This window comes from Enterobacter cloacae complex sp. CARB60 (assembly GCF_036487345.1).
Classification (GTDB): Bacteria; Pseudomonadota; Gammaproteobacteria; order Enterobacterales; family Enterobacteriaceae; genus Enterobacter; species Enterobacter asburiae_D.
In genome coordinates this window covers 4,308,721-4,322,327 of record NZ_JAZKLC010000002.1, presented here as the reverse complement: position 1 = coordinate 4,322,327, position 13,607 = coordinate 4,308,721, and the positions used below count along the sequence as shown (strand labels likewise).

Here is a 13,607-nt window from a genome sequence, read left to right as displayed (position 1 = left end):
CAGGGTGATTTACGATAAAGTTATATTTCCCTTTACCCTTAATTCAGGTAGGGGCTGAATTATCCTCAAGGTACGTTTTCAGCTCCTCCAGCGTCTTCGCGCCATCAATGGCATTTGCGCAAAGTAAGCTTGCTCGTGCACAGGCATGCGCCAGGGAAACGCTGCGCTTAAGGGGCCAATGTTCATGACAACCGAAAAGGAACCCAGCACAGAAAGCATCACCTGCACCCACACTGCCAACAATTTCTTCCTGCCGCAGCGACCGGGATGGGATCCAGCCACCTTCTTCGCCGTGTGCTTCACCCCATGCGCCTTCCGGGCAGTGGATCACCACCCGCTGGCGAACGCCTGCCGCCAGCAGCTGCGCGGCGGCGTCGGCGATATGGGCCATGTTCAGCGCATCGCTGTCGTCGCGCATCTCAAGCCCGCTAAACTCACCGGCTTCCAGCTCGTTAATCACCAGATAATCCAGATGGCGCAGGGCAGGGAGCACCAGCGGCTGGTAGCGTGAGTCGCCCTTGCGGGACACCAGATCGAGCGACGTTTCATACCCCTGGTCGCGCATCTGCGCCAGCAGCCGCGCGCTGCGGGTGCCAAATTCGTCATCGGGCATATCCAGGCTGTCGAGCAGCAGCAGGTAGCCGAGATGGAAGATCTTCATCGATCCGTCTAAGCGATCGAAGGCGGGAAGATCCAGCAGGCGGTTGGCGCCCGGCGAGTGGAAAAAGGTGCGCTGTCCGCTGGGATCGGTCATCACCTGCGACATGGAGGTCGGCGCAAAGGTGGTGCGCTGTACGCGCTGGCGGTTGACGTGGTACTGGTCGAGCATCGCCAGAATGTAATCTCCGTCGCCGTCTTCGCCAATCAGCCCCACCGCCTGCAGCGGCAGGCCAACGTGCATTTTCGCCAGCGTCAGCAGCACGTTGAGCGGTGCGCCGCCAGTTGAGCGTTCGCTGTGGGTAATTTCCGCCAGCCAGCCGCGCTCCGGCCACTGCACGATCTGGTGGACGTGATCCACCAGCATGTTGCCTGCGGCGATGATGCCTTTGCGTTCCATCATGCCTGCCCCGCGCTGCCGAAGATGCGCATCTGTTCGGCGACCGTATCCGTTATCGCCTCTTCTATCCCCAGCAGCAGCTCAGCAAACTCATCGTACAGCGGCTGGCGGTTTGTCATGCGCTGCTCAACGGCGGCAAGCGCGGCCTGCGACATGCCGGTATAGAAGTTGATTTTGTGAATGCCCAGCGCGATGGCGCGGTGGAAGTCGGCATCGCTAATCCCGGAGCCGCCGTGTAAAACCAGCGGCAGCCCCGTCTGCTGGCGAATGGCGTCCAGGCGCGGGAAATCAAGCTTCGGCTCGCCCCTGTATTTGCCGTGCGCGTTGCCGATGGCAACCGCCAGCGCGTCAATGCCGGTTGAATCGACAAATTCACGCGCCCGCTGCGGGTCGGTAAAGCACGCTTCATCCGCATGGCCGTACAGCGCGCCGCCTTCATCTCCACCGACCGCGCCCAGCTCCGCCTCCACCGACACGCCCACCGCGTGGCACATCTTCACCACCTCCCGCGTCTGGCGAATGTTTTCCTCGTAGCTCAGCGTAGAGCCGTCGAACATCACCGAGCTGAACCCCAGGCGCAGGGCGCGCACGACCGCCTCGAAATGCAGGCCGTGGTCGAGGTTGAGCACCACGGGAATATCGTGACGGGCGGCCTCGAACTTAACCGCTTCGACAAGCGAATCCAGCGACACGTACTTAAAATGCACTTCGGCGATATTGATAATAAACGGCGAGCGTTCCTGCTTCGCGGCGGCGAACAGCGCGCGCAGGAAGTGGGAGTCGAGAACGTTGAACGCGCCCAGCGCGTAGCGATGCGCCCTGGCGTGCTCCAGACCGTCGGCAAGAGAAATCAATGGCATCATTCACCCCTTATATCCGAAACAGGTTGTACTCGTTGCACAGCACCAGCAGCGCCGGTTCGTCTTCTTCGATGTTGTTATAGCGGGCAACGGGCTGCAAAAAGTGGTTATCGTGCTCGTCGTCGTTTACCGATGACACCTCCCCAACCAGAACGTCGCCGAAGCCGCGTTCGCCCCAGAAGCTGTGGTACAGACCGGGCGTCAGGCAGATGCTTTCCCCTGGCGTGAGGCGCAGCTGGCTGCCGGGCGCGTGGGTCTGACGGCAGCCGTCGACGGTGACCGTCACGTCGGTGTTTTCCGTCTCTTCATGTGCACCGGCATTCCACAATTCTACAATCAGGTTCCCGCCGCCCCGGTTGATGATGTCTTCTCGCTTACGCCAGTGAAAATGCATCGGCGTCACCTGGCCGTCGCGCACGTGCATAATTTTTTCGGCATAGCCTTTTTCATAGGGCACGCCGTTTGGCGAGCCGTTGCGCAGGGTAAACAGCGTCAGACCCTCGGCGGCAAAGCTGTTGCCGCCGAACGCCGTCACGTCCCAGCCGAGCTTGAGGTCGAACACCTCCTGCCATGCGGCCTGGTCAAGCTGCTGCCATTTTGTTGGCGGAAAGCTGGCAAACGGCGGGAGATGCACGTCGTGCATGGAGAAGAACTGTCGCGTGTGGCCGAGAATTTCATTGATGTCGGAGCGTTTCATGGGGACTCCTGGAATTTTTGCAAAACCTTACCCCTCACCCTAACCCTCTCCCCAAAGGGGAGAGGGAACGTGAACACCCTCGCCCCGTTGGGGAGAGGGACGGGGTGAGGGGGCATCGGGCCGCACAATCGTTACTTAACCGTCCAACCCTTATACGTGCCGACGTTCTTTTTATCGATCATCGTCACCGGGATCAGCACCGGCGCTTTCGGCGCAGGTTTGCCCTGTAGAATGTCATAGCCGATCTCCACCGCTTTTGCCGCCATCACCTGCGGATCCTGCGCCGGGGTTGCGACAAACAGGGAGTTTTCGCGCTTCAGCGCTTCCTCACCGTCAGGCGATCCATCCACGCCGACGATAAAGAACTCGTTGCGCTGAGCCTGCTTCGCGGCCAGATCGGCGCCGATCGCGGTCGGATCGTTAATCGCAAACACGCCGTCGATCTTCGGATTGGCCGCCAGCAGGGAGGTCATGACTTCCAGACCGCCTTCACGGCTGCCCTTGGCGTTTTGGTTATCCGAGAGCACCTTGATATCCGGATGTTTTTTGAATTCCGTCTGGCAGCCTTCCACGCGGTTTTGCACCGCAGAGACCGGTGGTCCGTTGATGATCACCACGTTGCCTTTGCCTTTCAGGCGGTCGGTAATGTACTTACAGGCCATTTCGCCCGCCTGGGTGTTATCGGAGGTGATGGTGGCATCAGCCCCTTCCGCCGCCACGTCAACCGCAACGACCACGATCCCGGCGTCCTTCGCGCGCTTCACCGCCGGACCGATCCCTTTGGAATCCGCGGCGTTGAGGATGATCATGTCCACCTTCGCGGCGATGAAGTTATCGATCTGCGCCACCTGCTGGCCCAGATCGTAGCCGCTGGAGACCAGCGTCACTTTGACGTTATCGCCAGCCAGCTTGCGCGCTTCCAGCTCGGCACCTTTGGTGATCTGCACGAAGAACGGGTTAGCCAGGTCGCCCACCGTTACGCCGATGGACTTCAGATCTTTTGCCTGCGCAAACGGTGTTGCGGCCAGCAGCGCGCCAGCACAGAGCGCGGTCACTAACGGTTTCAAACGCATATGGTTTTCCTCGAAGCTGTAGGGTTTTGTTGTTATGCACTTTGATGGTGTCGGGTACGGTATTTGTCGATCAGCACCGCTATGATGATCACCGCCCCTTTGATCACCAGCTGCCAGAAGTAGGAGACGCCCATCAGCGTCATGCCGTTATTGAGGGTGGCGATGATCAGCGCGCCGACCAGCGTGCCGGTGATCGTGCCGATCCCGCCGACGAAGCTGGTACCGCCGAGGATCACCGCCGCAATCGCATCCAGCTCGTAACCCATGCCGAGGTTACCGTTGGCGCTGTAGAGGCGCGAGGCGCTCATCACGCCGCCGAGGCCCGAGAGCAGGCCGCTCATGCCGTAGACAAACAGCAGCACCAGCCAGACCTTAATGCCCGTTAAGCGCGCCGCCTGCATGTTGCCGCCCACCGCGTAGATGTGTACGCCGAGCGTAGTGCGGCGCAGGATGAACCAGCAGATAGCAATGACCGCCAGCGCGATCACCACCAGCCACGGAATCGGGCCAAGGTAGTTATTGCCGATCCACTCGAAGCTGATGTTGGAGTTAATGACCGTCGTGCCGTCCGCCAGCAGATAAGCCGCACCGCGCAGCGCCGTATAGGTGCCGAGCGTCACGATAAACGGTGGCAGCCCGGCAAAGGCCACCAGCGCGCCGTTGAACAGCCCCAGCACCATGCCGAGCATCAGCGCGGCAGGAATCGAGAGCATGGCAAATTCAGGGATAAGCGACACCACCATCGCCGCTACCGCCGTAGTGCCCAGAATCGAGCCCACGGAGAGGTCAATCCCGCCGGTTAAAATGATGAAGGTCATTCCCGCCGCCAGCACGATGTTGATCGACGCTTGGCGGGTAATGTTGAGCAGGTTGCTCTCGGTGAAGAAGTTAGGCGCGATAAAACCAAATACCGCCACAATCAGGATAAGAATCGGCAGGATACCGACCGTTTGCATCAGATCGCTCATCAGCATTTTTTTTGCGGAGGCGGATTTCGCCACCTGCTGCGGACTGGTTGAATGTGTCATGATTGCACCGCCTGATGATGAGTGTCGTTCACGCCGGTTGCCAGCGTCATGATGTTTTCCTGAGAGATGTCGCGCCCGTGAAGTTCACCCGCAATACTGCCTTCCCGCATCACGTACACCCGATCGCTCATGCCCACCACTTCCGGCAGCTCGCTGGAGATCATTAAAATCGCCACTCCCTTGCGCGCCATCTGGTTCATGATGCGGTAGATCTCGCTTTTCGCGCCGACGTCCACGCCGCGCGTGGGTTCGTCCAGAATCAGAATGCGCGGGCCGATGGCCACCCAGCGGGAGATCAGCAGCTTTTGCTGATTGCCGCCGGACAGCCCCCCCGCGCGCACCTGCGAATGCGGCACGCGGATGTTGAGCAGGGCGATTGCGTCATCGGAAATCGACTGGGCTTTTTTGCGGTTTAGCATGCCGAATGTGGCGTCGCGCTCCAGCGTCGCCATGGTGATGTTCTCCTGCGCCGCCAGCTCCAGAAACAGCCCCTGCTCCTTGCGGTTTTCGGTGAGAAAACCGATGCCGTTTTCGATGGCCGCGCGCGGGGAGTGGATCACCACCGGCTCGCCGTCGACCTCAATCATGCCGCCGGTGGCTTTACGCACGCCGAAGATGAGCTGCGCCAGCTCGGAGCGTCCGGCCCCGACCAGGCCCGCCAGCCCGACGATTTCGCCGGAACGTACCTGCAGGCTGCACGGCTGTACTTTTTTACCGTCGGTGAGGTGGTGGACGTTGAGGCGCGGGCTGCCGAGGGGAATATCACGCTCTTTATTGAACAGGTCGCTTAACGGGCGGCCCACCATCATGCGCACCAGCTCGGAGGCATTCAGCTTGTCGCGCGTCAGGCTGCCGACGTACTGCCCGTCGCGCAGCACGCTGACGCGGTCAGAGAGTTCATACACTTCCGCCATGCGGTGGCTGATATAGATGATCGCCATCCCTTCATCGCGCAGGCGCAAAATCAGTTCAAACAGGCGGTGCGTTTCCCGCGAGGAGAGGGCGGCGGTGGGTTCATCCATCACCAGAATGCGGCTGTTGCGGTGCAGCGCGCGGGCAATTTCCACCTGCTGCTGCTCGGCGATGGTCAGCTTCATCACGAGGTCGGTGGCGCTGAACTGTGCGCCGAGGCGCTCAATCACCGCCTGCGCCTGGGCGGCCATCTCTTTGCGCTGGACCATCCCGCCGCGCGACAGCTCGCTGCCGAGAAAGATATTTTCGGCAACGGTCAGGTTGGGCGCGAGCTGCATCTCCTGATAAATCAGGGTAATGCCTGCGGCCAGCGCATCTTTCGGCCCTTTGATGTGAAACGGCTGACCGTCGATCAGGATCTCGCCGCTGGTAGCGGTATAGGCCCCCGCGAGGATTTTCATCAGCGTGCTTTTTCCCGCGCCGTTTTCCCCCATCAGCGCGTGGATCTCTCCGGGAAAGACCGTCAAATCTACACCCTTGAGCGCGTGGAAACTGCCAAACGTTTTGGCAATGCTGCGCATCTCTAATACCGGGGTTCTGCTCATGGCGGATCTCCTGCGAATGCCGATATCTGCACTTCATCACAGGTGCGTAAATGCAAAATGTCAGAAGCTGTTCATATTTGTCATAGTTATGAATAGCTAATCGCCATCACATTTTCCTTTTCCCTCTCCCGGTGGGAGAGGGGCAGGGTGAGGGCACCAAACCGCACAGGAGCCCAAACCCATGCCATCACGCCGTCCCCCCTTCTTCGCCAGCGCCCGAGGCCGCCTGCTGATTTTCAATCTGCTGGTGGTCGCCGTTACGCTGATGGTGAGCGGCGTGGCGGTGCTCGGCTTTCGTCACGCCAGTCAAATCCAGGAGCAGGTTCAGCAGCAAACGCTGGATGACATGACCGGCAGCATGAACCTGGCCCGCGATACCGCCAACGTGGCGACGGCGGCGGTGCGGCTCTCGCAGGTTGTGGGGGCGCTGGAGTACAAAGGCGAAGCCGAGCGCCTGAAACAGACGCAAATGGCGCTGCACCGCTCGCTGGAACAGCTTGCGGATGCGCCGCTGGCGCAGCAGGAGCCGGCGCTGGTGGCGCGCATTATTCAACGAAGCAATGAGCTACAGCAGAGCGTGACGGAGATGCTTGAGCGCGGACAGCGACGCCATCTGGAGCGTAACGCGCTGCTGAGTTCGCTGTATCAAAGCCAGAGCTACCTGCGTCATCTGCAGGACATCAACCGCCGCTATGGCAGCAACGTACCGGATGCGCAGCAGCTGATGGAGATGGACCGGCTGATTGCCGCTGCCATCGACACCCCTTCGCCGCGCGCGACCGTTCATCAGTTGGACGCAGTGGCCGCAACGCTGCCCCGAAATGCCCTACAGCCGGTTGTGAAGGGGGTTCTGCCTGATTTTAATGCCGAGCTAGGCAAGCTCGCCCCGCTGTCGAAGCAGCTGGAAGAGAGCGATCTGGCGATAAGCTGGTATATGTTCCACATCAAGGCGCTGGTGGCGATCCTCAACGGTGACATTAATCAGTACGTCGGGCAGGTGGCGCAGGCCTCCCGCCTTCGCACTGCCCAGAGCCATCACGAGCTGCAATCCATCAGCGTGTTTATCAGCATCTTCGCCGTCCTGGCGCTGATTATTACCGGGTGCGCCTGCTGGTATATCTACCGCAATCTGGCCTCTAACCTGACGGCCATTTCCCGGGCGATGTCGCGTCTTGCTCACGGCGAACAGGATGTTTCCGTTCCCGCCCTCCAGCGGCGCGATGAGCTGGGCGAGCTGGCGCGCGCGTTTAACGTTTTTGCCCGCAATACCGCCTCGCTTGAGCACACCACGCGCCTGCTAAAAGAGAAAACCACGCAGATGGAGATCGACCGCGTTGAGCGTCAGGGGCTGGAAGAGGCGCTGCTGCACAGCCAGAAAATGAAGGCGGTCGGACAGCTGACCGGCGGTCTGGCGCATGATTTTAACAACCTGCTGGCGGTGATCATCGGCAGCCTTGAGCTTACCGACCCCGAATCAAAAGACGCGCCGCGCATTACCCGGGCGCTGAAGGCGGCCGAGCGTGGTGCCTTACTGACCCAGCGCCTGCTGGCGTTTTCCCGCAAGCAATCCCTGACGCCGCATGCGGTAGAGATGCTGCCGCTTCTGGAGAACCTCCGGGAACTGATGCGCCACTCCCTGCCTGCCACCCTGACCCTGGAGATTGAAGCGCAAACCCCGGCCTGGCCTGCCTGGATAGACGTCAGCCAGCTGGAAAACGCCATCATCAACCTGGTGATGAACGCCCGCGATGCGATGGAAGGGCAAAGCGGGGTGATAAAAATTCGGACCTGGAATCAGCGTGTTACCCGCAGCGACGGGCGCAGGCAGGATATGGTGGCGCTGGAAGTGATTGACCGCGGCAGCGGTATGTCGCAGGAGGTGAAATCCCGGGTCTTTGAACCGTTCTTCACCACCAAGCAGACCGGAAGCGGGAGCGGGTTAGGGCTCTCGATGGTCTACGGCTTTGTGCGTCAGTCCGGCGGTCGCGTGGAGATTGAAAGCGCGCCGGGGCAGGGAACGACCGTCCGGCTTCACCTCCCGCGCTCGGTGCTGCCTGCCGCTGCTGCTGATGAAGCGCTGTCAGCCACCGCCTCCGTCGATAGCGAGCGGCTGGTCCTGGTGCTGGAAGATGAGGCGGATGTCCGTCAGACCCTGTGCGAGCAGCTTCATCAGCTTGGTTACCTGACGCTGGAAGCGGACAACGGCGAGCAGGCGCTGAGCATGCTGGCGGCGTCGCCGGATATTGGCATGTTTATCAGCGACCTGATGCTGCCCGGCAGCCTCAGCGGAGCCGAGGTGATTAACCATGTGCGCAGTCATTATCCGCAGCTTCCGGTGCTGCTGATCAGCGGCCAGGATTTACGGCCCGCGCACAACCCGCAGCTGCCGGACGTCCAGTTACTGCGTAAGCCGTTTACGCGGGCGCAGCTGGCGCAGGCGCTGCGGAAGGTCTGTTTATAAGTAGTGATATTTAGGAATTCATCAAGAGCGTGAGTAAACCGGGGGATGCTAACCTGCGCAAAATTTGGCAGATTGGGATATAAAGGGAACTATGCCGGTACTTACAAGAGGGGACTCACAAATGATTGTGATGCCTACAACTTACAGCCCAAAGACCGTAGCAAGGTCGTTCAAGTTCGTTGATGAATTCGAACTCTCCGGGCGAGTGTTACATGTCATTTTTGATAGCCAGACGCCAAGGGCTGCGATTATTGAAGCGGATGTCGAAACCTTCGATGGTGTACCTCGGCATCGGGTTGTTGCTGCCCTGGATTTACAACGTAAAACGCATTTGGGTAAAGATATCATCGCAGTCGAGCGCTGTTGGGAAGATGCCAATGTTATTCAGGTAGAAGGTATATGCGTTGATCCCGCCGAGCGCGACAAGGGACTGGCAACGCGTCTGTATGAAGCCCTGGTATTACAGTGCGGCGTGACGCTTGTCAGCGACTTTGAACAATATGAGGGTGGGAAGATGCTCTGGCAGAAAATTGCCCGCGAGTCTGACCAAATCGCTGTATTTGTTCTCGATACCGAGCAGGGAGCATTTTGGCCTTATGATGGTAGCAAGGTTATCTATGACGGAGGGTGTATACCCGAAGATCGTATCTGGAGCCATTCACCGGATCAAAAATGTTATGGCATTGTACTGGTTGCAGAAAATAAACAGCGTGCGAATCAGCTGATGGAAGACCCTGGGCACAACTGAATTTGAGATTCCTCCGCTACCCCGCCCTCCCGCCGTTCATTATCGTAAAGCCAGTTCACCTGCGAGTCTGGCCTTATGAAACGTTACTCAACTGCTCTGTTATTCGGTCTGCTGTCACTTACCAGCCAACTGGCTCATGCCGATATTGTTGATGATGCTATTGGCAACATTCAGCAGGCGATCAACGATGCCTATAATCCCAGCAGCAGCCGCAGCAGCGATGATAATGACGATCGTTATGACCGCAGCCGCCAAATCGACAGCCGACAGTACGACGATCGTCGTCGGCAGCTTGAAGACAGACGTCGCCGTTTAGATGAACGTCAGCGTCAGCTGGATGACGATCGCCGTCGGTTAGAAGAAGATGAGCGCAGGTTAGAAGACGATTACGATCGAGGCTAAAGCCTGGTGGCGCTTCGCTTACGCAGGCCTACAAAACCCTGGACCGTAGGCCGGGTAAGGCGCAGCCGCCACCCGGCAAAACTAGTCGAGTACCAAAACCATCCCGTCATAGCCCGCTTCAATGCCCTGCGGCAGCGGGTTATTCATCATCCACACGTCAAACTGATGGCTGACGTGCGTCAGGATCACCTGTTGGCAGCCAATGACCTCGTTTAACGCCATCACGGTATTTAAGTCGCAATGGTTTCGCGGCGTCTCGTCGCGCGGTTCATGGCTGCAGTCGATAATCATCGCCTGCGGCTGATTGTTGAGCAGGAACTTCACCGTTTTTTCCGGCAGCCCGGCGGTGTCGGAAAGCCAGGCCACGCGGCTGTGGGCCGATTCCAGCAAATACCCGAAGGTCAGTTTTGAATGGTTGAGCGGCAGCGGCGTGACCCGCAGCCCCTGAAGTTCAAACATCACAAACGGTTCGACCGTGTGGCTGAAATCCAGAATCCCCGGATGTTTAAACAGGTCGTCGCAGCCCGCTTCGTCCGGCGGACCGTAAACCGGAATCGTCGCGCCAACGCCCCAGCGCAGGGGGAAGAGCCCCTGAACGTGATCCATATGGTAATGGGTCAGCAAAAACTGCTGAAAGCTGCCTGCGGGCCAGTCGTCCATCAGGTGCGGAATGCCCGCGTCCAGCAGCGTCACCGCATCGTTGAATTTAACTACCGCGCTACAGGGGCGACGGCGATAGTTGTCCTGCAGGCGCGCCCGGCGGCACGCCGCGCAGTCGCAGCCAAAGACCGGCACCAGCTGGGCGCCACCGGTTCCCGTCAACGTGATGGTCAAACTCATAACGCACCTCTACAGCGGTTTGGTGAATCGGAAATGGCTCTGCGAGTATCCTTCACGCACGTAAAAACGGTGCGCGTCGGTGCGCTTCACGCTGGTGGAAAGTTCGGTTAGCTCCGCGCCGGCCTGCCGTGCCGCCTCTTCCGCCCAGGCCAGCAGCTTGCTTCCCACCTTTAACCCGCGCGCCTGCGGCATCACCACCAGCTCCTGGATCTCGCCGATCCAGCGCGCGTGATGGAGGTGAAACTGCATGTGCAGACCGATCATGCCGATGGCCTGTCCCTCACTCTCCGCAAGCTGGTAGCGCATGTTGCGATCCTGCAGATTGGCAAGATAGCCCGCGTGAAACGCCTGGCGATCGAACTCTGCCTGCTTAAGCTCGCAGATCAGAGCGTAAACGCTCTGCGCATCGTCGGCGGTAGCGGGGCGAAGCTGGCAGTCAGGCATGCTGTTTCTCCTTCTGACGGATAAGCGATAAAAAGGTATCGACTGACTGTAGCAAACTTCCGTCGTTATTGAGGATGTGACAGTCGGACGGGGCATAGCGGGCCGCGCGATCAAGCCGCTGGTCGATCTCACGGGCTGATTCACGCCCCCGACTCTGCAACCGGCTGCGCAGGACGTCCGGCGAAACCTGCAGACAGACCGGCAGCAGGGCCGCCTCGTAGCGGGCGCGCGCTTGTGGCAGATGCGCACGTGAGCCGTTAACCAGCACGTCGAAGCCCGCATGCAGCCACAGATCGGTCTCAATGCCGATCCCATAGTAATAGCCGTTTGCATGCCAGCTCAGCGCCAGCAGGTTTTGCCCGGCACGGATGAAAAACTCCTGCTCGCTCAGGGCGATATGGTTTTCACTCCCTGCATTGGCCGCGCGGGTAATATAGCGGTGCGCGACCAGCAGCTGCGGATGTTCCCGCTGCCGTAAGGCGGACAGCAGGCTGTCCTTACCGGAGCCGGAGGGCCCCATTAACCAGATGAGCCTTCCCATCAGAACACCCTTTTTCCCTGACGCCAGACGTGGTCGATATGAACGTGCTCGCCCTTGCGGTGGGCCAGCACCAGGTCCGCACGTTTACCCTCGGCGATTTCCCCGCGATCGTGAAGGTTAAGCGCGCTGGCCGGATTTTTCGTCACCAGGCGAATCGCCTGCGGCAGCGTAAAGCTGTTGCCTTCGTCGTCCGCCACCCGGAACGTCGCATCCAGCAGGCTGGCGGGGTAGTAGTCGGACGAGAGAATATCCAGCAGGCCAAGGGAGGCGAGCCTGCTTGCCGCGACGTTGCCGGAGTGCGAGCCGCCGCGCACGATGTTCGGCGCGCCCATCAGCACGTTCATGCCGTGCCTGCGGGAGGCTTCAGCCGCCTCGAACGTGGTGGGAAATTCGGCGATCGCGACGCCAAGCTGGTGGGATTCGAGCACGTGATCCTGCGTGGCGTCGTCATGGCTGGCCAGCGCGATATTGCGGTCACGACACATCGCGGCAATCCTGAGACGGTTCGGCTGCGACCACCGCGCCGCAAGCGCCAGCTGCTCTTCTTCGTAACGGGCCATCTCCGCATCGCTGAGAGAATATTTGCCCTGATAGTATTCGCGATACTTTTCGATGTTGGCGAACTGACGCTGCCCCGGCGAGTGGTCCATCAGGGAGACCAGCGAGACCGGCTCGCGCCCGACCAGCTTTTCAAACAGCGGCAGGGTGGTGTGGTGCGGCAGCTCGCAGCGCAGGTGCAGACGGTGTTCGGCGCGGTTGAGGCCGCGTTTTTGCGTCTCCTCCACGGCGTTGATCATCTTCTCCAGATTCTCCAGGCGGTCGCCGCCGTCGCGCACGTCGCCAATCGCCACCGCGTCCAGCACCGTAGTGATGCCGCTGGCGACCATCAGCGCGTCGTGGCTGCTCATCGCCGAATGGGCGGGCCAGTCCACCTTCGGGCGCGGGGTGAAAAATTTGTCCAGATTGTCGGTATGCAGCTCAATCAGCCCCGGCAGCAGCCAGCCGCCTTCACCGTCCATCGCTTCAGGGGCACGGCTCTGAGTTTCGGCAAAGGCGCGAATAACGCCTTCATGGACTTCAACCGAGCCATCAACGACTTCGTTTTCCAGCACCAGCTTGACGTTGTTGATAATCATGCGTTTGTCCCCATCGGGTGCAATCTGTCCGCCACGCGGCTGCGTATGGTGTCGTCGTGGAAGATCCCGACGATCGCCGCGCCGCGCGCTTTGGCCTGTTCGATCAGCTCCACCACGGCCGCGCTGTTTTTACCGTCGAGCGAGGCGGTGGGTTCATCCAGAAGTAAAATCGGGTAGTCGACGATAAACCCGCGGGCGATATTGACGCGCTGCTGCTCGCCGCCGGAAAAGGTCGACGGGGCAAGGTGCCACAGGCGTTCTGGCACGTTGAGGCGCGTCAGCAGGCTGGCGGCTTTGGCGGCGCAGGCTTCGCGCGGCACGCCGAGATCCAGCAGGGGCTGCATCACCACGTCCAGGGCGGAGATCCGCGGGATCACCCGCAGAAACTGGCTCACCCAGCCGATCGTCGTGCGGCGCACTTCCAGCACTTTACGCGCGGGCGCCTGCACCAGATCGACCCACTCATCATTGTGGCGAATGTGAATATGGCCTTCGTCCGGGAGGTAGTTAGCGTACAGGGAGCGCAGCAGGGTGGATTTTCCGCTGCCGGAATGGCCGTGCAGCACCACGCATTCGCCGCTGCTGACCTCTAACGAGGCATTTTGCAGCACCGACAGGCGCACGCCGTTTTGCTGGTGGAGCACAAAGGTCTTACTTACGTTTTGTACGTGGATCATGTTGGCCTCGTGGCGTTTTCTTGCCGGGTGGCGCTTCGCTTACCCGGCCTACAAGGTGCGGTGTTCGTTTTGCCGGGTGGCGGCTTCGCCTTACCCGGCCTACAGGTGCGGTGTTCATTTTGCCGG

14 protein-coding genes are annotated in these 13,607 nt (G+C 60.0%); 3 read left to right on the top strand and 11 right to left on the bottom strand.

Features of this window, described 5'->3' with window-relative positions; translation table 11 throughout:
• Positions 1-43 precede the first annotated feature (43 nt).
• From V4835_RS21815 to V4835_RS21790, 6 genes are all read right to left on the bottom strand, one after another.
• Complete coding sequence (locus V4835_RS21815) at positions 44-1,057, bottom strand: carbohydrate kinase family protein (protein ID WP_331414157.1); 1,014 nt, start codon at positions 1,055-1,057, stop codon at positions 44-46.
• A complete protein-coding gene (locus tag V4835_RS21810) occupies positions 1,057-1,917 on the bottom strand; it encodes a ketose 1,6-bisphosphate aldolase (RefSeq protein ID WP_331413694.1) in 861 nt (286 codons plus the stop codon). The genes V4835_RS21815 and V4835_RS21810 overlap by 1 nt, the downstream gene beginning before the upstream one ends.
• A gap of 10 nt (positions 1,918-1,927) precedes the next feature.
• Positions 1,928-2,614 carry a D-lyxose/D-mannose isomerase gene (locus V4835_RS21805; protein ID WP_063144965.1) on the bottom strand — a complete coding sequence of 229 codons (687 nt, stop codon included), beginning with the start codon at positions 2,612-2,614 and terminating at the stop codon, positions 1,928-1,930.
• A gap of 131 nt (positions 2,615-2,745) precedes the next feature.
• Positions 2,746-3,687, bottom strand: coding sequence for an ABC transporter substrate-binding protein (locus tag V4835_RS21800; protein ID WP_021242935.1), 942 nt, complete (start codon positions 3,685-3,687; stop codon positions 2,746-2,748).
• A 32-nt stretch (positions 3,688-3,719) separates the two neighbouring features.
• Complete coding sequence (locus tag V4835_RS21795; protein WP_063144964.1) at positions 3,720-4,715, bottom strand: ABC transporter permease subunit; 996 nt, start codon at positions 4,713-4,715, stop codon at positions 3,720-3,722.
• On the bottom strand, positions 4,712-6,232 hold the full coding sequence (locus tag V4835_RS21790) for a sugar ABC transporter ATP-binding protein (protein ID WP_331413690.1): 1,521 nt from the start codon (positions 6,230-6,232) through the stop codon (positions 4,712-4,714). The genes V4835_RS21795 and V4835_RS21790 overlap by 4 nt, the downstream gene beginning before the upstream one ends.
• A 181-nt stretch (positions 6,233-6,413) precedes the next feature.
• Between V4835_RS21790 and V4835_RS21785 the strand changes: the two genes are divergently transcribed.
• From V4835_RS21785 to yjdP, 3 genes are all read left to right on the top strand, one after another.
• Complete coding sequence (locus V4835_RS21785) at positions 6,414-8,693, top strand: ATP-binding protein (RefSeq protein WP_331413689.1); 2,280 nt, start codon at positions 6,414-6,416, stop codon at positions 8,691-8,693.
• Positions 8,694-8,814: 121 nt separating this feature from the next.
• Positions 8,815-9,441: a GNAT family N-acetyltransferase gene (locus tag V4835_RS21780; RefSeq protein ID WP_331413687.1), complete on the top strand. Its 627-nt coding sequence runs from the start codon at positions 8,815-8,817 to the stop codon at positions 9,439-9,441.
• A gap of 75 nt (positions 9,442-9,516) precedes the next feature.
• A complete protein-coding gene (gene yjdP, locus V4835_RS21775; protein WP_063144961.1) occupies positions 9,517-9,843 on the top strand; it encodes a DDRRRQL repeat protein YjdP in 327 nt (108 codons plus the stop codon).
• An 81-nt stretch (positions 9,844-9,924) separates the two neighbouring features.
• On the opposite strand, the gene phnP is transcribed toward yjdP, so the two are convergent.
• Genes phnP through phnL form a run of 5 tightly spaced genes read right to left on the bottom strand, consistent with a single transcriptional unit; the run spans position 9,925 to position 13,481 of the window.
• Positions 9,925-10,683, bottom strand: coding sequence for a phosphonate metabolism protein PhnP (phnP, locus tag V4835_RS21770; RefSeq protein ID WP_331413684.1), 759 nt, complete (start codon positions 10,681-10,683; stop codon positions 9,925-9,927).
• 9 nt (positions 10,684-10,692) lie between these two features.
• The gene (gene phnO, locus V4835_RS21765; protein WP_331413683.1) at positions 10,693-11,127 is read right to left on the bottom strand and encodes an aminoalkylphosphonate N-acetyltransferase; all 435 of its coding nucleotides are present in this window, start codon (positions 11,125-11,127) and stop codon (positions 10,693-10,695) included.
• Positions 11,120-11,671: a ribose 1,5-bisphosphokinase gene (gene phnN / locus V4835_RS21760; protein WP_331414156.1), complete on the bottom strand. Its 552-nt coding sequence runs from the start codon at positions 11,669-11,671 to the stop codon at positions 11,120-11,122. The genes phnO and phnN overlap by 8 nt, the downstream gene beginning before the upstream one ends.
• Positions 11,668-12,804: an alpha-D-ribose 1-methylphosphonate 5-triphosphate diphosphatase gene (phnM, locus tag V4835_RS21755; RefSeq protein ID WP_331413682.1), complete on the bottom strand. Its 1,137-nt coding sequence runs from the start codon at positions 12,802-12,804 to the stop codon at positions 11,668-11,670. The genes phnN and phnM overlap by 4 nt, the downstream gene beginning before the upstream one ends.
• The gene (gene phnL, locus V4835_RS21750; protein ID WP_331413680.1) at positions 12,801-13,481 is read right to left on the bottom strand and encodes a phosphonate C-P lyase system protein PhnL; all 681 of its coding nucleotides are present in this window, start codon (positions 13,479-13,481) and stop codon (positions 12,801-12,803) included. The genes phnM and phnL overlap by 4 nt, the downstream gene beginning before the upstream one ends.
• Between the last annotated feature and the right edge of the window lie 126 nt (positions 13,482-13,607).

Excerpts from the sequence above, each read along its gene's own strand:
- V4835_RS21815 (WP_331414157.1), bottom strand. The coding sequence starts at position 1,057 with ATGGAACGCAAAGGCATCATCGCCGCAGGCAACATGCTGGTGGATCAC.
- V4835_RS21810 (WP_331413694.1), bottom strand. The coding sequence starts at position 1,917 with ATGCCATTGATTTCTCTTGCCGACGGTCTGGAGCACGCCAGGGCGCAT.
- V4835_RS21805 (WP_063144965.1), bottom strand. The coding sequence starts at position 2,614 with ATGAAACGCTCCGACATCAATGAAATTCTCGGCCACACGCGACAGTTC.
- V4835_RS21800 (WP_021242935.1), bottom strand. The coding sequence starts at position 3,687 with ATGCGTTTGAAACCGTTAGTGACCGCGCTCTGTGCTGGCGCGCTGCTG.
- V4835_RS21795 (WP_063144964.1), bottom strand. The coding sequence starts at position 4,715 with ATGACACATTCAACCAGTCCGCAGCAGGTGGCGAAATCCGCCTCCGCA.
- V4835_RS21790 (WP_331413690.1), bottom strand. The coding sequence starts at position 6,232 with ATGAGCAGAACCCCGGTATTAGAGATGCGCAGCATTGCCAAAACGTTT.
- V4835_RS21785 (WP_331413689.1), top strand. The coding sequence starts at position 6,414 with ATGCCATCACGCCGTCCCCCCTTCTTCGCCAGCGCCCGAGGCCGCCTG.
- V4835_RS21780 (WP_331413687.1), top strand. The coding sequence starts at position 8,815 with ATGATTGTGATGCCTACAACTTACAGCCCAAAGACCGTAGCAAGGTCG.
- yjdP (WP_063144961.1), top strand. The coding sequence starts at position 9,517 with ATGAAACGTTACTCAACTGCTCTGTTATTCGGTCTGCTGTCACTTACC.
- phnP (WP_331413684.1), bottom strand. The coding sequence starts at position 10,683 with ATGAGTTTGACCATCACGTTGACGGGAACCGGTGGCGCCCAGCTGGTG.
- phnO (WP_331413683.1), bottom strand. The coding sequence starts at position 11,127 with ATGCCTGACTGCCAGCTTCGCCCCGCTACCGCCGACGATGCGCAGAGC.
- phnM (WP_331413682.1), bottom strand. The coding sequence starts at position 12,804 with ATGATTATCAACAACGTCAAGCTGGTGCTGGAAAACGAAGTCGTTGAT.
- phnL (WP_331413680.1), bottom strand. The coding sequence starts at position 13,481 with ATGATCCACGTACAAAACGTAAGTAAGACCTTTGTGCTCCACCAGCAA.